Annotated in this window: 14 protein-coding genes; 10 read left to right on the top strand and 4 right to left on the bottom strand. The window is 69.0% G+C overall.

Going from position 1 to position 19,418, the window contains the following annotated elements; genetic code table 11:
• Positions 1-53 precede the first annotated feature (53 nt).
• Together EES48_RS13425 and EES48_RS13420 are read right to left on the bottom strand one after the other, a co-directional pair.
• A complete protein-coding gene (locus tag EES48_RS13425; RefSeq protein ID WP_122468166.1) occupies positions 54-1,706 on the bottom strand; it encodes a M28 family peptidase in 1,653 nt (550 codons plus the stop codon).
• 90 nt (positions 1,707-1,796) lie between these two features.
• Complete coding sequence (locus tag EES48_RS13420) at positions 1,797-3,350, bottom strand: helicase HerA-like domain-containing protein (protein WP_122468162.1); 1,554 nt, start codon at positions 3,348-3,350, stop codon at positions 1,797-1,799.
• Positions 3,351-3,455: 105 nt separating this feature from the next.
• On the opposite strand from EES48_RS13420, the gene EES48_RS13415 reads away from it, so the two are divergent.
• From EES48_RS13415 to EES48_RS13395, 5 genes are all read left to right on the top strand, one after another.
• Positions 3,456-4,601 (top strand): AI-2E family transporter, encoded by a 1,146-nt coding sequence (locus EES48_RS13415; RefSeq protein ID WP_162998174.1) that lies wholly within the window; start codon positions 3,456-3,458, stop codon positions 4,599-4,601.
• 283 nt (positions 4,602-4,884) lie between these two features.
• Positions 4,885-5,724 carry an outer membrane protein gene (locus EES48_RS13410; RefSeq protein ID WP_240623365.1) on the top strand — a complete coding sequence of 280 codons (840 nt, stop codon included), beginning with the start codon at positions 4,885-4,887 and terminating at the stop codon, positions 5,722-5,724.
• A gap of 144 nt (positions 5,725-5,868) precedes the next feature.
• A complete protein-coding gene (locus tag EES48_RS13405; protein ID WP_122468155.1) occupies positions 5,869-10,794 on the top strand; it encodes an NAD-glutamate dehydrogenase in 4,926 nt (1,641 codons plus the stop codon).
• A gap of 16 nt (positions 10,795-10,810) precedes the next feature.
• Positions 10,811-11,275 carry a universal stress protein gene (locus EES48_RS13400; RefSeq protein ID WP_122468152.1) on the top strand — a complete coding sequence of 155 codons (465 nt, stop codon included), beginning with the start codon at positions 10,811-10,813 and terminating at the stop codon, positions 11,273-11,275.
• Positions 11,276-11,285: 10 nt separating this feature from the next.
• The gene (locus EES48_RS13395) at positions 11,286-12,158 is read left to right on the top strand and encodes an isoaspartyl peptidase/L-asparaginase family protein (protein ID WP_122468150.1); all 873 of its coding nucleotides are present in this window, start codon (positions 11,286-11,288) and stop codon (positions 12,156-12,158) included.
• On the opposite strand, the gene trmB is transcribed toward EES48_RS13395, so the two are convergent.
• A complete protein-coding gene (trmB, locus tag EES48_RS13390) occupies positions 12,155-12,871 on the bottom strand; it encodes a tRNA (guanosine(46)-N7)-methyltransferase TrmB (RefSeq protein WP_122468147.1) in 717 nt (238 codons plus the stop codon). The genes EES48_RS13395 and trmB overlap by 4 nt on opposite strands.
• 151 nt (positions 12,872-13,022) lie before the next feature.
• Here trmB and EES48_RS13385 point away from each other — a divergent pair, with 151 nt between their 5' ends.
• Positions 13,023-13,463 carry a hypothetical protein gene (locus EES48_RS13385; protein WP_162998173.1) on the top strand — a complete coding sequence of 147 codons (441 nt, stop codon included), beginning with the start codon at positions 13,023-13,025 and terminating at the stop codon, positions 13,461-13,463.
• A 5-nt stretch (positions 13,464-13,468) separates the two neighbouring features.
• The gene (locus EES48_RS13380; protein ID WP_240623364.1) at positions 13,469-14,023 is read left to right on the top strand and encodes a hypothetical protein; all 555 of its coding nucleotides are present in this window, start codon (positions 13,469-13,471) and stop codon (positions 14,021-14,023) included.
• 10 nt (positions 14,024-14,033) lie between these two features.
• On the opposite strand, the gene ku is transcribed toward EES48_RS13380, so the two are convergent.
• Positions 14,034-14,897, bottom strand: coding sequence for a non-homologous end joining protein Ku (gene ku / locus EES48_RS13375; protein WP_122468140.1), 864 nt, complete (start codon positions 14,895-14,897; stop codon positions 14,034-14,036).
• Between the two features lie 96 nt (positions 14,898-14,993).
• Between ku and EES48_RS13370 the strand changes: the two genes are divergently transcribed.
• The 3 genes from EES48_RS13370 to murJ are packed head-to-tail and all read left to right on the top strand — an operon-like array spanning position 14,994 to position 19,384.
• A complete protein-coding gene (locus EES48_RS13370) occupies positions 14,994-16,043 on the top strand; it encodes a ligase-associated DNA damage response exonuclease (RefSeq protein ID WP_122468267.1) in 1,050 nt (349 codons plus the stop codon).
• Entirely contained in the window at positions 16,044-17,651 is a 1,608-nt protein-coding gene (locus EES48_RS13365; RefSeq protein ID WP_122468136.1) for a cisplatin damage response ATP-dependent DNA ligase, read from the top strand.
• A gap of 47 nt (positions 17,652-17,698) precedes the next feature.
• On the top strand, positions 17,699-19,384 hold the full coding sequence (murJ, locus tag EES48_RS13360; protein ID WP_122468134.1) for a murein biosynthesis integral membrane protein MurJ: 1,686 nt from the start codon (positions 17,699-17,701) through the stop codon (positions 19,382-19,384).
• The last annotated feature ends 34 nt before the right edge of the window (positions 19,385-19,418 follow it).

Raw genomic sequence — 19,418 nt, 5'->3', positions numbered from 1 at the left:
TTTCGGCGCGCACCTGACCCCCGGCGCCGACGAAGGTCAAGCCAAGGCGCCGGTCAGTCCCGCTGGTCTGCCGAGGCCTGGCGTGCGGCGGTGAATTCCGAGCCCTCGCTCCATTCGGGCCAGGCGCGGCTATCGGCCAGGGCGCGACCGGTTTTGTACATCAGCTGCACGTCCTGAGCAGCCGCCTCCATGGTCCAGCTCGCGTCCCATTCGTCCGAGGGCTGGTGATAGCGGTTGTCGACATAGTCGCGGCTGGCGGCCGAGGCGCCGGTAAAGCCGGCGGCGGGGAACAGGGCCGGCACGCCCTTGAGCGCCAAGGGGAAATGGTCGGAGCGATAGAAGGCGCCGGCCTGGGGCGCCGGGTCGGGGATCAGGCGACGGCCGACCTCGGCCGCCTGTTCGGCCAGCCAGTCGTCCAGCTGGTTCTTCCCATAGCCGATGACCACGACCTCGGGCTCGACAGTCTCCCCAGGCAACAGCGAGTCGAGGTTGAAGTTGGCCACGGTGGTCTCCAGCGGGACCAGCGGATTGGCGGCGTAGTGATAGGCGCCCAAGAGGCCCGCCTCCTCGGCGGCCCAGGCGACGAAGATGGTCGAGCGATCGGTGCGCGGGGCCTCGGCGAACAGGCGGGCCATCTCCAGCACCCCGGCCACGCCCGTCGCGTTGTCGACAGCGCCGTTATAGATGTCGTCGCCCGTGTCGTCGGGCGCGGCCCGGCCATAGGCGTCCCAGTGGGCGCCAAACATCACATGCTCGTCCGGGTGGGTCGTCCCGGGCAGCCGCGCGACGACGTTGCGGCTCATGAAGCGATCGACGCTCTGGCCGAAGTCCAGCGACATCGTCACCCCCTCCAGCTCCACGGGCTGGAAGTCGGCGTTCTGGGACCGGGTCTTGAGCGCGGCGTAGTCCAGGCCGGCGTCGGCCAGCATTCGCGCCGCGACATCGCGTTGGATCCAGCCCTGCGCCGGCACGCGCTCGGCGTCCGGGTCGGCGCGCACGATGTCCAGCTTGGGCGCGGTCGAGGAGTTCTCCAGCACCGACCAGGGATAGCCGGCCGCCTCGGTCTCGTGGATGACCAGTACGCCGGCCGCGCCGAGCCGCGCCGCCTCCTGGAACTTGTAAACCCAGCGGCCATAGTAGGTCATGGCCTGGCCCTCGAAGAGGTTGGCCGTCGGATGCCCCGCGGGGACCTCGAAGTCGGGGTCGTTGACCAGCACCAGCAGGATCTTGCCCGCGACGTCCACGCCCTTGAAGTCGTCCCAGTTCTTCTCAGGCGCGGTGACGCCATAGCCGGCGAAGATCACGGGCGCGTCGGCCACGGTGATGCGGGTGCGGGGCCGGTCCGAGGAAACCAGCACCTGCGTCCCCCGCTCCAGCGTGCGCTCGCCGGCGGGGGAAGCGACGGTGATGGTGGCCGGGCCATCCTGGCGCGTGCGGCTGATCGGGACATCCTGCAGGAAGGCGCCACCCGGACCGGCGGGTTCCAGCCCCAGGGTTTCGAACTGGTCAGCGATCCACTGGACCGTCAGCTCCTCCCCCGGTGTGCCGGGGCCGCGCCCGCCATACCGATCGTCGGCCAGTTCCCGGACATAGGCGTTCAGTCGTTCCGCGCTGACCTCGCCGTTCTCGCTGGCTCCACCAACAGTGGCGCAGGCGCCCAAGGCCAGGGTCGCCAAGGCGGCGAGGGGAGGGGCGAAACGGATCATGGCGAGGGCCTCGAGTAGAGAGAGTTCAGACCAGCCAGCCTGAGCGCCTTGAGCCGCCGTGTCGAGTTTCGCCCCGCCGTCAGCGTCGCCTCATCTCCGCTTGAGCCCGCCCAGCACGCCGCGCAGCAGTTCGCGGCCCAGGGTCGAGCCGACGCTGCGCAGCATGGACTTGGTGAAGGCCTCTCCGGCGCTCTGGCGGTTCGAGGCGCGGCGGGTGGGCGCTCGGGCGCGGGTCTGGCGGGCGGCCTCCCGGTCCGCCTCCCGCTCGGCCTTGTCGCGAGCCTTGGCGGCGGCCGCGTCCGCCTTGGCCTGGGCTTCGGACGCTTCGGCGCGGTCGGTTTCGGCTTGGGCGGCGGCGGCGCGGGCGGTCAGCACCTCGTGCGCCGACTCGCGATCTAGCGCCGTGTCGTAGGTTCCTCGCACCGGGCTCTGGGCCATCACCGAGGCGCGTTCGGCGTCGGTCGCCGGCCCCATGCGGCTGACCGGCGGGCGAATGGCGGTGCGGGCCACCACCGTCGGCGCGCCCTTGGCGTCCAGGGTCGAGACCAGGGCCTCGCCCACGCCCAGGGCCTGGATGGCCTCGGCCGTGTCGAATTCAGGGTTGGGACGGAAGCTCTCGGACGCCGCCTTCAATCCCCTTTGTTCGGCAGGCGTATAAGCCCGCAGCGCGTGCTGAATGCGGTTGCCCAACTGGGCCAGAACGCTGTCGGGGATGTCGGCCGGGTTCTGGGTGACGAAATAGACGCCGACACCCTTGGACCGGATCAGCCGCACCACCTGCTCGACCTTCTCCAGCAAGGGCCGGGGTGTGTCGCGAAACAGCAGGTGGGCCTCGTCGAAGAAGAAGACCAGGCGCGGCTTGTCCGGGTCGCCGATCTCGGGAAGCTGCTCGAACAGCTCGGACAGCAGCCACAGGAGGAAGGCGGCATACAGTCTGGGGCTATTCATCAGCCGGTCGGCCGCCAGCACATTGACCTGTCCCTGGCCGGACAGGTTGGTGCGGATCATGTCCTCAAGCCTCAACGCCGGCTCACCGAAGAAGCCCTTGCCACCCTGTTTCTCAAGCGACAGCAGGGCGCGCTGGATGGCGGCGATGGAGGCGGGGGCGACATGGCCGACCTCGCGCCCGATGCGGTCGGCGTTCTCGGCGACGTAGGTCAGAAGGCTGCGCAGATCGTCGAGATCGAGCAGCAGCAGGCCCTCGCTGTCGGCGACATGGAAGGCGACCGTCAGCACGCCTTCCTGGACATCGTTCAGCTCCAGCATCCGCGCCAGCAGCAGCGGGCCGACGTCGGAGACTGTGGCCCGGATGGGATGCCCCTTCTGGCCGTAGAGATCCCAGAACACCACGGGCGGCGCCTTGGGCGTCATGTTCAGGCCCATGCCCCGGCCGCGCGCCAGGATCTTCTCGGATGGCTGACCCGGCTGGCTGACGCCCGACAGGTCGCCCTTCACATCGGCGCAGAACACCGGAACACCGGCCTCGGCGAAGCCCTGGGCCATGATCTGCAGGGTGATGGTCTTGCCGGTGCCGGTGGCGCCGGCCACCACGCCGTGGCGGTTGGCCCGGTCCAGCCGCAAGGTCACGTCGTCATCGCCCGCGCGACCAAGGAACAGCGAAGGGGCGGCGTCCGTTTCGGCCATGGGGGAGTTGTCCTCTTTCCAGACCGCGCGATCTCGCGCATGGACGACTTATAGCGTCGCCGTGACCGCGCGCCACCGCGCGGACGGCGGCCCGGAACGATGTGAATGCCGCTGGTGACCCTGCCGTCCGATTCCGTGTCACGGAACGCCTTGGTGCTGATGGCCGTCGTGGCCGGGGGGGCGACCCTCTACTGGCTCAGGGACATCCTGACGCCGCTGGCCATGGCCATCTTCCTGCTGATCATGATCGACGGCCTCAGGGCCTATCTGGAGAAGAAGTGGAACGTGCCGCGGCGCTTCGCGGGCGGCGCAGCGCTGACGCTCGTGGTGCTGGGGTTTGCCTTGTCGATCTGGATCATCGTCGATGGCGCGGCCGGCTTTTTCTCGGAGGCCAGCGGCGTTTCGACCCGGATCGGGCCGCGTCTGGACCAGATCATTCAGGACGGCGCCGGCCTGTTCGGGATGGATCCGCAGGCCGCGCCCTCGGCGCGAGAGCTGGTCGATCAGGTCAACCTCAGAGACTACGTCACCCAAGCCGCCATGCAGGCTCAGGGCGTGGCCACCGGCGCGGCCTTTGTGCTGATCTACCTGGCCTTCCTGATCGTCTCCCAATCCGGCTTTCGGCGGAAGATGGTCGGCATGTTCCCGGATAACGACAGCCGCGACGAGGCGGTCGAGGTGATGCACCGGGTGCGCTCGGGCGTTGAGGGCTATCTCTGGATCCAGACCGTCACCGGGGTGATGATCTGCGCAGCCGCCTATCTGCTGATGATGGCGGTGGGCCTGGACAACGCCCTGTTCTGGACCTTCGTCATCTTCGTGGTCGGCTTCATCCCCGTGCTGGGCGGCGCCATCGCCGGCCTGGCCCCGCCGCTGTTCGCCTTGGTCCAGTTCGATTCCTACTGGCCGGCGCTGGTGTTGTTGGCAGGCCTGCAGGCCATTCTGTTCATCAGCGGCAACATCATCCAGCCCCGCATGCAGGGCGAGAACCAGAACATCGACCCCGTGGTGGTGCTGCTGGCCCTGGCCTTCTGGGGCCATCTCTGGGGGGTGGTCGGTATGTTCCTGTCGACGCCGCTGGCGGTGGCGGCCATGGCCATCCTCGCCGAGTTCCGGGGCTCGCGGTGGATCGCCGTGCTGCTGTCGGGCGATGGCCAACCCTATGAGAAGGAACGCGCGGAAAAGGCGGAAAAATCTTCTCTGTGGGACAGACTGCGCGGCAAGGCGACGCAGGCCGACCATGGGGCTTGAACCTATCCCCGGCTGCCCCATTTAGCCTCTCGAGACGCCGGTTCGACCCTCCCCCTCCCGGAACCGGCGTCAGCGGGCCGACCCGACCCCTCCCCCAAGGTCGGCTCCAATGTGATCGCCGGACGGTTCTCCGTCCGGCGATCGTGTTTTCAGGGTCACACTTCCAGTCAACCGAAGGTATTCGTGGAGCCGTGAGGCCGTCCGCGACGTATTTGTTTCCGTGAAATCGACCACTCCCCAGGTCGACGGGTCACTATTCGGCCCCACTTCAAGGAACATCAATATGCAGTTTGCTTATCGTAAAGCGCTCATGGGCGCCGCTAGTCTCGTGATCGTCTCCGGTTTCACCGCGTCTGCTCAGGCGCAGGACCAAGACTGGACGGGTTTCTATGCCGGCGGCCATGTCGGCGGCATGCCTCAGCTCGACGAGGATGACGAGACCCTGCTGTTCGACACCGATCTGAACGGCGAGTACGGCGACACCGTGCGCACGATGGCTGGAGACGACGCCTTTTCGCCGGGCTTCTGCGGCGGCGGCGCCTTGGGCGCCACGCCTGGCGCCGGCTGCGACGAGGATGAGTTCGGTGTCGAGGCCGGTGTTCGCCTGGGCTATGATCGGCAGTTCGGACCGATCGTAATCGGTGGCCTTGTCGAGGGCTCGGCGGTGTCGATCGAGGACAGCGTGACCGGATACTCCACAACGCCTGCGTCCTATACCGCCACCCGTGATCTCGATTATCTCGCCGCCGTCCGTCTGCGCGCCGGCTATGCGTTCGGTCCGAACCTGGCCTACGCCACCGGCGGCTACGCCTGGGGCAAGCTGGATCAGAAATTCGTCACCTCGAACGGCGCCAACAGCTTCGCCCAGAACGACGTTGATGACGCCGACGGCTGGCAACTGGGCGGCGGCGTCGAGCGCAAGGTGGCCGACAACCTTTCGATCGGCCTGGAGTATCTCTACACGCGGCTGGAGCCGGACGCCTACAACGTCCGGGTCGGCCAGGGCTCCGCGCCCGATACCAATCCCTTCCTGCTGGTCAACGAGGCCGGGACGGACCTCACTCGGAGCAACGAGGACTTCGACGTGCAGTCCGTGCGTCTGACCGCCGCCTATCGCTTCTGACCGCGATCGGTTTTGACGGCGCCAACGCCGGGTTCTTCGGAGCCCGGCGTTTTTCGTTTCTGACGGGTCGATTTCCGCGCGCGACCCGCCTAAGCCTGAGTTCGGAACAGCGGCCGACCAGAGCCGTGACGACTGGGAATTTCGATGGCCGCCGACGCCTCCGCCCGCACCGCCCCTCATGACGATCCCGCCGCCGACATCGAAACGGTCGGCCCCGCCTTCGCCAAGGCGGCCGGGCTCAGGGCCTGGAAGGACGCGCCGTCCTTCGCCCGCGATTTCCTGGCGCAGGCGCTGGAAGACTACGCCGCCGACGAGGCGCCGGAACTTAGCGCCGAGGATCTGGCCTGTGCGCTGGCCCGCTTTTGGTCCTCGGCCGACACGCGAGAGGCTGACGAGGACGCTCGGGTCGAGATCGCGCCCCTGACCGACGCCAAGGGCGAGCGGCTGGGCTATGACGTCATCACCGCCATCCAGTCCGACGCGCCCTTCCTGGTCGACAGCCTGATGGGCGAGCTGGCCGCCTCGGGCGTCGCCGTGCGGGCCATGTTCCACCCCCTGATCGCGGTCGGTCGCGACAAGACCGGGAAGCGCGTCGAAAGCGAGGATCGCCGCGAGTCGATGATCTTCGTCATCGTCGACCCTCTGCCGCCGCAACGTCGCGAGACGGTGATCGAGGGGCTGGAGGGCACACTGGGCGACGTGGCCGCCGCCGTGGCCGATCACGGCCTGATGCAGGACCGTATGGCCGAAGCGATGACGTCGCTGAAGTCGTGCGCTCCGAATGTCGTCGACCCCGAGGTCTTGAGCGAGAACCTGGAGTTTCTCGGCTGGCTGAACGCCGACAACTTCGTCTTTCTCGGCGCTAGAACCTACGAATTCCCGCGGACCGGCGAAGGCGGCTACGAGACCGAGGCGCCGCTGGTCCAGGCCGGCGACGGCCTGGGGATCCTGCGCGATCCCGAGCGGACCGTGCTGCGCCGGGCGTCCGAGCCGGCGGTGCTGACCCGCCAGATGAAGCGCCAGCTGGGCGTGTCCGAGCCGGTCACCGTGGCCAAGGCCAACGCCCGCTCGCGCGTCCACCGTCGGGCCTACATGGACTACATCGGGGTCAAGACCTACGGCGCGGACGGCAAGGTGTCGGGGGAGGTTCGCTTCGTCGGCCTGTTCACCGCCGAAGCCTATGATCGGGCTGTCGCGCAGGTGCCGCTGCTGCGCCGCAAGGTGAAGAATGCGCTGGACCGCGCCGGCAAGTCGCCGGGCAGCCATAACGCCAAGCGGCTGAAGAACATCGTCGAGAACTATCCGCGCGACGAGCTCTTCCAGATCAGCGAGGACGAACTGCTGAAGACCGCTTTGGGCGTGCTCCATCTGCTGGACCGCCCCAGGGTCAAGATGTTCGCGCGCAAGGATCCCTACGACCGGTTTATCTCGGTCCTGGTCTACATCCCCCGCGAGCGGTTCGAGGCGGCGGTGCGCGAGCGGATCGGCCGGATACTCGCCGAGGCCTACGGCGGCCGGCTGTCGGCCTGGTATCCGCAGCTCTCAGACGCGCCGCTGGTGCGCATTCACTACATCATCGGCGTCGAGCCGGGCGACCATCTGGAGCCCGACCCGGCCGAGGTGGAAGCCCGGATCGTCGAGACCGCGCGCGGCTGGGGCGAACGGTTCGAGGGCGCGGCCAGAAAGGCTGGGGTCGACGAGAGCCAGGTCGCGGCCATCAGCCACCGTTGGGCCGAGGCGTTCTCCATCGGCTATCGCGACCGCTACGACGCCGACGAGGCCATCGTCGATTATCAGCAGCTGGACCAGCTGATCGAGGCGGAGGGCGATCACGCCGTGGCGGTGCGCGCCTTCCGTCGCCCGTCCGACAGCCCGCTGCAGTTCCACTTCAAGCTCTATCGTCGTGGCGACGCGGCCCCCCTGTCGGACGTTCTTCCGATCCTGACGGACATGGGCCTGAAGACCCTGGAGGAGTACGGGCATCAGGTGACGCCCGCCGGCGGCGGCGCGGTGCACATCCACGAATTCCTGATGGAGGACCCGCGCGGCGAGAGCCTGGTGTTTGAGGACATCAAGACCCCGTTCGAGCAGACCTTCGCCGCCGTCTGGACCGGCAAGACCGAAAGCGACGGCTTCAACCGCCTTGTCATGGAGCTGGGCATCGGCTGGCGCGAGGCGGCGGTGTTCCGCACGCTGTGCCGCTATCGGCTGCAGACCGGCATGGACCCGTCGCAGGCGATCCAGGAAGAGGCGTTGCGCGATCACCCCGTAGTCAGCCGCGCCATCCTCAGTCTGTTCCTTTGCAAGTTCGACCCCGAGGGGCCCAAGCTGGAGCGGCGCGAGGCCGACGCCGAAGAGCTGGTCGAGAAGATCGAGGCCGGCCTGCGCGACGTGCCCAGCCTGGACCATGACCGAGCCCTGCGCCGCCTGGCCCGGCTGGTTCGCGCCCTCAAGCGCACCAACTATTTCCAGCTCGGCGAAGACGGTGAGCCCAAGCCTTACATCTCGATCAAGATCGCCAGCCGCGAGCTGGAGGATCTGCCTGCGCCCAAGCCCTATCGCGAGATTTTCGTCTGGGCCCCTCACGTCGAGGGGGTGCACCTGCGCTTTGGACCCGTCGCGCGCGGCGGTCTGCGCTGGTCGGACCGGCGCGACGATTTCCGCACCGAGGTGCTGGGCCTGGTCAAGGCGCAGCAGGTCAAGAACGCGGTGATCGTGCCGGTCGGCTCCAAGGGCGGCTTCTATCCCAAATGCCTGCCCCAGATCGTGCGCGAGGGCGGCGACCGCGAGGCCGTCCAGGCCGAAGCCATCCGCGCCTACAAGACCTTCCTGTCGGGCTTGCTCGACCTGACCGACAACCTGGTCAAGGACAAGGTGGTGCGACCGCCCCAGGTGATCGCCTGGGAAGGCGACGATCCCTATCTGGTCGTGGCTGCGGACAAGGGCACGGCGACCTTCTCGGATATCGCCAACGGCATCTCGGCCGACTACGGCTTCTGGCTGGACGACGCCTTCGCCAGCGGAGGGTCGGTCGGCTACGACCACAAGGTCATGGGCATCACCGCCCGCGGCGCCTGGGAGGCGGTCAAGCGCCACTTCCGCGAGATGGGCAAGGACATCCAGTCCGAGCCCTTCACCGTGGTCGGCGTGGGCGACATGTCGGGCGACGTGTTCGGCAACGGCATGCTGCTGTCGAAGTCGATCCAGCTGGTCGCCGCCTTCGACCACCGCGATATCTTCGTCGACCCCAATCCCGATCCGGCCTCCAGCTGGAAGGAGCGGGACCGCATGTTCGCCCTGCCGCGCTCGTCCTGGCAGGACTACGACAAGACCAAGATCTCCAAGGGCGGCGGCGTCTTCCCCCGCACCATGAAGTCGATCCCGATCTCGGCCGAGATGAAGGCGGCGCTGGACATCGCCGAGGACGAACTGGATCCCACCGCCCTGATGCGGGCCATCCTCAAGGCGCCGGCCGAACTGCTCTATCTCGGCGGCATCGGCACCTATGTGAAGGCGCCGGGCGAGAGCGACCTGATGGTCGGCGACAAGGCCAATGACGCCCTGCGCGTCGACGCGCCCGAGTTGCGGGTCAAGGTGGTGGGGGAGGGCGCCAATCTGGGCCTGACCCAGGCCGGCCGCATCGCCTTCGCCAGGAACGGCGGACGCATCAACACCGACGCCATCGACAACTCCGCCGGGGTCGACAGCTCCGACCACGAGGTCAACATCAAGATCCTGACCGGCGGCGCCATCCAGTCCGGCGCGCTGAAGGGAGAGGACCGCAACGCGCTGCTGGCCTCCATGACCGAGGAGGTGGGCGAGAAGGTGCTGGCCCACAACTACGACCAGACCCTGGCCATCAGCCTGCAGGAACGAAACGCCGTCGTCGAACTGGACGCCCAGGAGCGGTTCATGCGCGCCCTTGAGGCGGAGGGGAAGCTCAACCGCAAGGTCGAGGGCCTGCCGTCCTCAGCCGCCGTCGTCGAGCTGCAGGCCAACGGCCAGGGCCTGACCCGGCCTGAGATCGCCGTCCTGACGGCCTATTCGAAACTGGAGCTGTCGGACGACATCGTCGCCTCAAGCGCTCCCGAGGATCCGTTCTTCGAGCGCACCCTGGTCGGCTATTTCCCCGACCCGCTGGCGAAGTTCGAAGCCGAGATGAAGCGCCACCGGCTGCGGCGCGACATCGTCGCCACCGTGCTGTCCAACGACATCGTCAACATGGCCGGCGCCACCTTCCCCGAGCGGCTCAAGGCCAGCGCCGAGTGCGATGACACCTGCCTGGTCATCGCCTTCGAGGCGGCCCGGCGCGTGTTCCGCCTGGACGAGGCCTGGGATGCGGTCAATGCGCTGGACCTGAAGATTCCTGCCGACGCTCAACTGGCGCTGCAGAAGGAGATCGCCGCCGTGTTGCGCCGCCAGACCTTCTGGCTGGCGCGCGGCAAGGCTCAGACGCGGGCGCGGGGCGGCAAGATCACGGTCCAGGGCTTCATCGACGCCTATAGAGACGCGGCCGACACGTTGCGCGCGGCAGGCGGCTCGGTGCTGTCACGCTTCGAACAGGCCAAGCTGGATGAGCGCGCGCAGGCGCTGATCGATCTCGGCGCGCCGGAAGACCTGGCCCGCACCGTGGCGATGCTCAAGCCGCTGACGGCCACGCGCGACATCGCCGACCTGGCCCGCGCTCACAAATGGCCCGAGCCCGAGATGGCGCGGCTCTATCACCAGGTCGGGGCCGCCTTCGATATGGACCGGCTGCGTTCGGCGGCGGGGTCGCTGGCCTCGGCGGATCACTATGAGCGCCTGGCCGTGCGCCGCCTGATCGAGGATCTTAACAACGAACAGCTGGTCCTGACCCGCGCCGTCGCCAAGGCCTCCAAGGTCGAGGCCGGCAAGAGCGAGGAGACGGCCGAGCATGCCGTCGACAGCTGGATCGGCGAGCGTTGCGAACTGGTCGAGGGCGTTCGCCGCTCGGTTGACGAGATCGAGCAGTCGGGTCACGGGTGGAGCTTCGCCAAGCTGACGATCGCCAATATCGTCATCCGCGAAATGGCGGCCCAGGCGGGCTGACGGGGGTCCATCCACCATGCCGCGCAAGTTTCTGGTCGTCGCCGACGACACGCCCGAGTTCGACTCCGCCCTGCGCTTCGCCGCCCGGCGCGCGCGTTCGACGGGGGGACGGGTGGTGCTGCTGCGCATCCTGTCGTCGTCGGATTCCAACGCCCACTGGTCAGGGGTGCGCGACGAGATCGAGCGGGAGCAGCGGGCCGAGGCCGAGGCGCTGCTCGGCAAGCTAGGGGCCCGGGCCGAAGAAATCTCGGGCGCGACCCCGGTGCTGATCATCGAGACCGGCGACACCGCCGCGGCCATTCGCAAGGCCGTGGCCGAAGACGTCGAGATCAAGATTCTGGTGCTGGCTGCATCCTCAGGCCGCAATCCCGGACCTCTGGTTCAGGAGGTTGCGCGCGGCGAGGGGCCGTCCGGCCGCAAGCTGCCTGTGACCATCGTGCCCGGCGACCTGTCCGACGACGAGATCGAGGATCTGGCGTGAGGGCTGGGCGATGAAGCGCTGCGCCCTGATCCTGCACGGCGGCGCGGGTGCGCGCCGAAGCCAGGACTATGCCCGCGAGACCGCGCACATGCGCCAGGTGGTCGAGGTGGCGGCCAAGCGCCTGCAAGGCGGCGCGCCGGCGCTGGATGTCGTGGTGGAAGCGGTCCAGGCGCTGGAGGCGTCGGGCCTCTATGTCGCCGGGCGCGGAGCGTCGCCCAATCTGGACGGCCGCTATGAACTGGACGCCAGTCTGATGGACGGGGCGACGGAGCGCGCGGGCGCCGTGGCCGCTCTGGAAGGGTTCAAGAGCCCGATCGCCGCCGCCCGCGCCGTGATGGAGCGGACGCCGCACGTCATGTTGGCCGGGGACGGGGCGGCGGCCTTTGCGGGCGCGCAGGGGCTGGAACGGGTCAAGGATGCCGAGGCCTGGTTCACCCGCGCCGGCAAGGGCGAGGACAACCATCCGCCGGGAACCCTGGCCCACGGTACGGTCGGCTGCGCGGCGCTGGACCTCGACGGCCGGCTGGCGGCGGCGACCTCCACCGCCGGGGTGTTCGGCAAGATGCCGGGCCGGGTTGGCGACAGCCCCATCCCCGCCGCCGGAGTCTGGGCCGACGGCCATGCCGCCGTCTCCTGCACCGGGCAGGGCGAATACTACATCCGCATCGCCGCAGCCGCGCGCGTCGCCTGGCGGGTTGAGGCCGGGGAGGCGCTGGCCAGCGCCGCCCGGGGCGTCATCGACCGCATCGGGGCCATGGGCGGCGACGGCGGCCTGATCGCCGTGGATCGCCACGGGAACATCGCCGATCCCTACAACAGCCAGGGCATGAAGCGCGCTTGGCTGACCACCGACGGCGAGATCGGCGTCCGGGTGTTCGACTAGCGCCGCTCGAACTCCAGGAAGATCGGCGGCGTGTCGCCGAGCTTTTTCTCTTCATAGCGGGTGACGACATGGTCGGCGGGCGCGACCCGCCAGTCGTCGGCCGCCTCGGCCCGCCAGTCGAGGCCCGGCGTCCGCTCCAGCCGCTCCAGCGACCAGGCGGCGTAGTCCTTCCAGTCGGTGACGAAGCGCAGTCGCCCGCCGGGCTTCAGCAGCCGCGCGATCTCGGCGGCGGTCTCGTCCTGAATCAGCCGGCGCTTGTTGTGCCGCGCCTTGGGCCAGGGGTCGGGGAAAAGGATCATCACCCGGTCCAGTGAGGCGTCCGGCAGGGCCGCCATGATGTCGCGCGCGTCCCCAGGGTGCAGGCGGACGTTCTCGAGACTTCGCTCCTCGATGTGACGCAGAGCCGAGCCCACACCGTTCAAAAAGGGCTCGCAGCCGATCATCAGGGCATGGGGATGGCGCTCGGCCTGCTCGACCAGGTGCTCGCCGCCGCCGAAGCCGATTTCCAGCCAGACCTCGCTCGCTCCCGGCATCAAGGCTTGCGGGGCGATGGGCCCCGCCGCCGGGTCGGGCACGGCGATGCGGGGCAGCAGGCTGTCGAACAGCGCCGCTTGCCGTGGCTTGAGGGTGCGCGACTTGATCCGGCCGAAAGAGCGCACCGGGCCCCAGGTCGGCGCGGCCGCGGTATCTGGACGGTCGGATGGCGAAGACATGGGCGGGCTGTAAGCCGGTCACGTTTCGGCGCCAAGCGCCCCCACCAGTGAACCCGATCCGACGAGCGACGTTGCGTCACCCGGGTCCGACGTCTCGCGCGGGCCGATCCAGCCCCTGTTCGGGGCGTCGACCGTCTGGGGGCGGACGATCATGATACTTTTCACCCTCGTAGCCCTGGCCATGCAGCCGGCCGCCGAGCCGGGCTGGACCTGGTCCCTTTACGCCGACGCCGATCCGGTGGTGCTGGCCGAGGAAATTCCCGACACCCCGCGGCTGCGCACGACCTTTGAATGTGAACGGGGCTCGGGTGTTGTCGAGGCGACCCTCTATCGGGAAGCGACGGCGCGGGCCGAGGGCGATGCCGGCGCGCCGGGCTTCGTCACGCTCAGCGCCCGGGGGGCTGCGGCGACCAGCGAGCTTACCGCTCGCAGCGAGCGATTGAGTTTCTCCCTGCGAACGGATCACCCGGTCTTCGCCGGTTTCGCCGCCGAGGGGCGGCTGTCGGTCCAGGGCCTGGGCCGACCGCAAATGATCGAGGTGGATGAGGCGGCCCGCGCGGGTCTGCGCCGCTTTGTCGCCCTGTGCGGATGAGTGCGGTGATTGAGCGCCTGGCCCCTTACGAGATCGTTCCGTCGCGCGGCCGCCGCGCCTGGCTGGCCATCCTTCTGGTCACGGGGCTGACGACCGCCTGTATGAGCACGACACCCGAGAGCGCCGCCACGGCGCCCGTCGGCGCCGCGGCGGACAGCGGCGCGCCGCAGCCGGTCGCGGGTCTTGACTGGACCTATACGGTCGACGGCGCCGAGGCCAAGCTGGCTTATGGCGCGCCCTACAGCGACGATCTGCGACTGGGTCTGGAGTGCGCGCGCGGAAGCGGGCTGGTCACCGTGTCGAGAGACGCCTGGCCGAACGAGCCGGACCAGTTCCATCTGGAGTCCGGCGGTGAGACGGAACGCATCGCGGCCGTCGCCGAGGCGTCCCCAACCGATGGCCGCTTTCTGACCGCCGAGTTGGAGACCACGCATCCGGTGCTTCAGCGCTTTCGCCAGACCGGATGGCTGGCGCAATGGTCGGGTGACGATCGTCAGATGATGGCGCCCCAGGCGGCCTCGCGCCCCAAGGTCGAGGCCTTCTTCGCCCATTGCGGCTGATCGCCCGGGCCTAGCTCGCCTTCTTCCTCGGCGCGGCTTTCTTGGCCGGAGCCTTTTTCGCCGTCGTCTTCGCAGGCGTTTTGCGCCGCGAGCCCGAGGCCTGGCCCTTCAGGCTGTTCCTCAGCGCCGCCATCAGGTCGATGACATTGGTGTCGCCGGGCTCGGGGGCCTCGACCGTGGCCTTGCCGCCCTTTTGCTTGGCCTTGATCATGTCGCGCAGGGCGTCGTCATAGCGATCGGTGAACTGGGTCGGATCGAAGTCCGCCTCCTTCTGGCCGATGATCCGGGCGGCGATCTCGACCATGTCCTTGTCGGGCTTCACCTCGGGGATGTCGTCGAAATAGTCTTCCGCCGCGCGCACCTCGTCGTGGGCGCGCAGGGCATAGGCGACCAGCCCCTTGCCTCTGACCTCCAGCGCGAGTTGCCGCTCGCGACCGCGCAGCACCAGGCATCCGATGGCGATCTTGCCGGCCTTGGTCATCGCCTCGCGGATCACCGCGAAGGCCTCGGCGCCCACACCCTTTTCCGGCACGAGGTAGTAGGGGCTGTCCAGATACAGCCGGTCGATGTCCTTCTCATCGACGAACTGGTCGATGGAGATGGTGCGGGTCGAGTCCAGCTTGACCTTGTCGAAGTCGGCGTCGTCGAACAGGACGTATTCGTCCTTGGACACCTCGTATCCCTTGACCAGGTCGGACCGTTCGATCGGGCCGGTGTCCGGGTCGGTCGGCACCATGCGGATGCGGTTGTTGGTGTCCGGATTGATGAGGTGAAAGCTGACGTGCGCCGTCGAGGACGTCGCGGTGTAGAGCGCCACCGGACAGGTGACGAGCGACAGCTTCAGATGCCCTTGCCAGGTCGGTCGCGCGGCCATGTCGTCCTCCGGAATTCGAGGACTCGTCAACGCCGCTGATGCGCCGGGGTTCATGCGGGCGGAACATCGCTCGGCGATGCGGCCTTATTGCAGGCCATGACGCGATCCGCCCTCAAGCCCGAGGCCCTGCTGCGACCGACGCCCAAGGGCCTGTGGTGCGAGCCCGGCGACTTCTACATCGACCCGCCCTGGCCGGTGGATCGCGCCGTCATCACCCACGGCCATGCCGACCATGCCCGCGCCGGCCACGGCTCGGTGCTGGCCACGCCCGAGACCCTGGCCATCATGGCCGAACGCTATGGCCAGGACTTCGCCGGCCACACTCAGGCCGTGGCCTATGGCGAGACGGCAAGCGTGGGCGGTGTCGATGTCGGCCTGGTCCCCGCCGGCCATGTGTTGGGCTCGGCCCAGGCCGTCCTGACCCATAGGGGCCTGCGTATCGTCGCCTCGGGTGACTACAAGCGCCGCCGCGACCCGACCTGCGCCCGGTTCGAGCCGGTGCGCGGCGACGTCTTCATCACCGAGGCGACCTTCGGCCTGCCGGTGTTTCGCCATCCGCCGGATGCGCAGGAGATCGGGCGGCTGCTGGCCTCGGTGCGCCAGTTCCCCGAGCGCGCCCACCTGGTCGGCGCCTATGCGCTGGGCAAGGCGCAACGGGTCATCCGCCTGGTGCGCGAGGCGGGCTATGACGAGACCATCTATGTCCATGGCGCGCTGGAGCGGCTGAACAGACTCTACGAACGCTTCGGCGTGGCGCTCGGGCCGCTCGCGCCCGCCACGGGGTCCAAGGCCGATTTCGCGGGCAAGATCATCGTCGCCCCGCCCTCGGCCATCGCCGACCGCTGGAGCCGGCGATTTCCCGACCCGGTCACCGCCTTCGCCTCGGGCTGGATGCGGGTCCGCGCCCGGGTCCGCCAGCGCGGCGTCGAGCTGCCGCTGATCCTGTCAGACCACGCCGACTGGGACGAACTGACCGATACCCTGACCGAGCTGTCGCCGGGCGAGGTGTGGATCACCCATGGCCGCGACGACGCCCTGTGCCGCTGGGCCGAGCTGAACGGGCTCAAGGCCCGGGCGCTGCATCTGGTCGGCTATGAAGACGAGGACGACGAGGAGATCGCAGCCGATCCGGCGGAGGGCGGCTGAATGCGCGCCTTCGCCACCCTGCTGGACCGGCTGTCGTCCACGGCGTCGCGCAACGCCAAGCTGGTGCTGATCCGCGACCATCTGGCCGACCAGCCGGACCCCGACCGGGGCTGGGCGCTGGCGTCCCTGACCGGCGCGCTCAGCTTCAAGACCGCCAAGCCGGCGATGATCCGCGCCGCGGTCGAGAGCCGCGTGGACGCCCAGCTGTTCCGTCTGTCGCGCGACTATGTGGGCGACATGGCCGAAACCGTCGCCCTGATCTGGCCCGCTCGCCACGGGGCCAACCGCGAGCCGGAGCTGTCGGAGGTCATCGACGCCCTGAACACGGCCAAGCGCGGCGAGGTGCAGGGATTGCTGGAAGGCTGGCTGGACGCGCTGGATGCCGACGGCCGCTGGGCCCTGCTCAAACTGGTCACCGGCGGTCTTCGCGTGGGGGTTTCGGCGCGGCTGGCTTGGCAAGCGGCGGCCGACTACGGCGGCGTTACGGTCGCCGACATCCAGGAGGTCTGGCACGCCCAGGAACCGCCCTACGCCGATCTGTTCGCCTGGCTGGACGGCAAGGCCGAACGCCCCTCAGCCGACGCCCACGGCCGCTTCCGCCCCGTCATGCTGGCCCATCCGCTGGACGAGGATGTGGACCTGAAGAAGCTGGACCCGTTCGCCTACGCCGCCGAATGGAAGTGGGACGGCATCCGGGTCCAGGCCGTATCCGAGGGCGGGGTGCGGCGCCTCTACAGCCGCGCGGGCGAGGACATCTCGAACGCCTTTCCCGACGTGCTGGACCAGCTGACCTATGAGGGCGTCATCGACGGCGAGCTTCTGGTCATGCGCGAGGCGGGACAGGCGGCGGCCTTCGGCGACCTGCAACAGAGGCTGAACCGCAAGGTGGTCGACCCCAAATTGATCGCCGCCAGCCCGGCCGCCATCCGCGCCTATGATCTGCTGGCCGCTGACGGCGAGGACCTGCGCGGCTTGGCCTTCACCGAGCGCCGGGCGCGGCTCGAGGCCTTCGTCGCGGCGACCGGCTCGCCCCGGATCGACCTGTCGCCGCTCCAGCCCTTCGACAGCTGGGAGGATCTGGCGAAACTCCGCGCCGATCCGCCCGAGGGCGAGCCGGCCATCGCCGAGGGGCTGATGCTGAAACGGCTCGACAGCGTCTATCAGGCCGGCCGGCCCAAGGGCCTGTGGTTCAAGTGGAAGCGCGACCCGCACTTGGTCGACGCCGTGCTGATGTACGCTCAGCGCGGCTCGGGCAAACGCTCCAGCTTCTATTCCGACTTCACCTTCGGCGTCTGGGTCGAGGACGCGACCGGCGCCCACGTCCTGACCCCGGTGGGCAAGGCCTATTTCGGCTTCACCGACGAGGAGCTGAAACAGCTGGACAAATTCGTCCGCGACCACACCACCGATCGTTTCGGACCCGTCCGCGCCGTGCGCGCCGACCGCGAGTTCGGCCTGGTTCTGGAGGTGGCGTTCGAGGGCCTGCAACGCTCCAAACGCCACAAGTCCGGGGTCGCCATGCGCTTTCCGCGCATCAGCCGCATCCGCTGGGACAAGCCATCCAAGGAGGCCGACGAACTGGCGACGCTGGAGGCGATGCTGGACTGATCGCGGCGCCCGTTTCCCTCGGCGCGATTAGCCCCTAAGGCGGAACGGTGAGCCAGCCCCGCGACCCGATCGAACCCTCCGCCCCCGGCGCGGCCTCCGGCGCTGCGGATCAGCCGCTGGTCGAGCCGGCCGCCGGGGGCGCGGTCTCGGCCAGGGCATCGAGCGGCAGCATGATGCGCTCCTCGGCCATCTTCAGTGGCCTGACCCTGATCAGCCGGCTTGCCGGCTTCGCCCGTGACCTGACCATCAGCGCTTTTCTGGGCGCGTCCAACGGCCCGGCGGCCGACGCCTACAACACCGCGCTTTCGTTCCCCAACCTGTTCCGCCGCATCTTCGCCGAGGGCGCCTTCGCGGCCGCCTTCGTGCCCGCCTATGCCCGCACCCTGGAGAGCGAGGGTCCGGAGGCCGCCGACCGCGTGGCGCGCGACGCCCTGGCGGTGGTGCTGGTCGCCACCGTGGTCCTGACCCTGGCGGCCCAACTGGCCATGCCGTGGCTGATGACCGTCATCAACATCGGCTTTCTGGACGATCCGGCCCGGTTCCGCCTGGCCGTGACCCTCACCCAGATCACCATGCCCTATCTGCCGTGCATGACGGCGGCGGCGCTGCTGTCAGGCGTGCTGAACGCGCGGGGCCGGTTCATCGTCTCGGGCGCCTATCCGATCCTGCTGAACCTGATCATGCTGGCGGCGGTCTGGCTGTGGCGGGGAGACCAGATCCAGGCGGCGACGGCGGCCAGCTGGGCCGTGCTGGTCTCCGGCTTCGCCCAGGCCGGCCTGTGCTGGTGGGCGGTCAGGAAGGCCGGCGCGCGCATTGGGCCAGTGATGCCGCGCCTCAGCCCCGAGGTGAAGCTGATCGTCATCACCGCCGTGCCGGCACTGATCGGCAATTCGGCGACCCAGATCAACGTCTTCATCTCCCAGAACCTGTCCAGCTTCGTGAACGGCGGTCGAACCTGGCTGGCCACCGCCGACCGGCTGTATCAGCTGCCGCTGGGCCTGGTCGGCGTGGCGATCGGCGTGGCGCTGTTGCCCCGCCTGTCGCGAGCGGTGGCCAGCGGCGATCACGCCCAGCAGCAGGCCTCGATGGACGAGGCCCTGGCCCTGTCGATGGCGCTGACCCTGCCGGCGGCGGCCGCCATCCTGGGCATGCCCTTCTTCCTGATCGACGGGCTGTTCACCCGGCTGGAGTTCCTGACCTATGACGCGGTCAACACCGCCCGGGCGCTGTTCCAGTACGGCTGGGGCGTGCCGGCCTTCGTGCTGATCCGCATCCTGGCGCCCGGATTCTTCGCGCGCGGCGATACGCGCCGGCCGATGATCTTCGCCCTGGTCTCGGTGGCGGTGAACGCGGCCCTGGCGCTGGGGCTGTTCTGGGCCGGCATGGGCGTGGCCGGCATCGCGGCGGCGACCAGCGCGGCGGCCTGGGTCAATGTCGCCTTGTTGGCCGGGGCCCTGTGGCGACGCGGGCACTGGCGGCCGGGTCCGGCGGTGCTTTCGCGTGTGCTGAGGATCGGTCTGGCCAGCGCCGTGCTGGGCGGACTGGTCGCCGTGGCCGAGCGCTTCCGTCCCCAGATCGAGGCCCCGATCGCCGCGGTGCTGCAGCACGGGGCCAAGGAGATCGCCCTGATCGTTGTCACCGCCGTCGGCGGCCTGGCCTATCTGATCCTGCTGTTCGCCACCCGCGCCGTCACCGTGGGCGAGATCAAAGGGCTGGTCCGCCGGGCGCGGTGATCTTGCCTCGCCGCACGGGCTCGGGCATCAGCCG

Origin of the sequence: Brevundimonas lutea (assembly GCF_003704105.1) — a bacterium.
In the GTDB taxonomy this organism is placed as follows: Bacteria; Pseudomonadota; Alphaproteobacteria; order Caulobacterales; family Caulobacteraceae; genus Brevundimonas; species Brevundimonas lutea.
This window is presented reverse-complemented; position numbering and strand designations above follow the sequence as displayed.

What these genes read in the sequence shown, in the direction of transcription:
- EES48_RS13425 (WP_122468166.1), bottom strand. Translation starts at nt 1,706, where the DNA reads ATGATCCGTTTCGCCCCTCCCCTCGCCGCCTTGGCGACCCTGGCCTTG.
- EES48_RS13420 (WP_122468162.1), bottom strand. Translation starts at nt 3,350, where the DNA reads ATGGCCGAAACGGACGCCGCCCCTTCGCTGTTCCTTGGTCGCGCGGGC.
- EES48_RS13415 (WP_162998174.1), top strand. Translation starts at nt 3,456, where the DNA reads ATGCCGCTGGTGACCCTGCCGTCCGATTCCGTGTCACGGAACGCCTTG.
- EES48_RS13410 (WP_240623365.1), top strand. Translation starts at nt 4,885, where the DNA reads ATGCAGTTTGCTTATCGTAAAGCGCTCATGGGCGCCGCTAGTCTCGTG.
- EES48_RS13405 (WP_122468155.1), top strand. Translation starts at nt 5,869, where the DNA reads ATGGCCGCCGACGCCTCCGCCCGCACCGCCCCTCATGACGATCCCGCC.
- EES48_RS13400 (WP_122468152.1), top strand. Translation starts at nt 10,811, where the DNA reads ATGCCGCGCAAGTTTCTGGTCGTCGCCGACGACACGCCCGAGTTCGAC.
- EES48_RS13395 (WP_122468150.1), top strand. Translation starts at nt 11,286, where the DNA reads ATGAAGCGCTGCGCCCTGATCCTGCACGGCGGCGCGGGTGCGCGCCGA.
- trmB (WP_122468147.1), bottom strand. Translation starts at nt 12,871, where the DNA reads ATGTCTTCGCCATCCGACCGTCCAGATACCGCGGCCGCGCCGACCTGG.
- EES48_RS13385 (WP_162998173.1), top strand. Translation starts at nt 13,023, where the DNA reads ATGATACTTTTCACCCTCGTAGCCCTGGCCATGCAGCCGGCCGCCGAG.
- ku (WP_122468140.1), bottom strand. Translation starts at nt 14,897, where the DNA reads ATGGCCGCGCGACCGACCTGGCAAGGGCATCTGAAGCTGTCGCTCGTC.
- EES48_RS13370 (WP_122468267.1), top strand. Translation starts at nt 14,994, where the DNA reads ATGACGCGATCCGCCCTCAAGCCCGAGGCCCTGCTGCGACCGACGCCC.
- EES48_RS13365 (WP_122468136.1), top strand. Translation starts at nt 16,044, where the DNA reads ATGCGCGCCTTCGCCACCCTGCTGGACCGGCTGTCGTCCACGGCGTCG.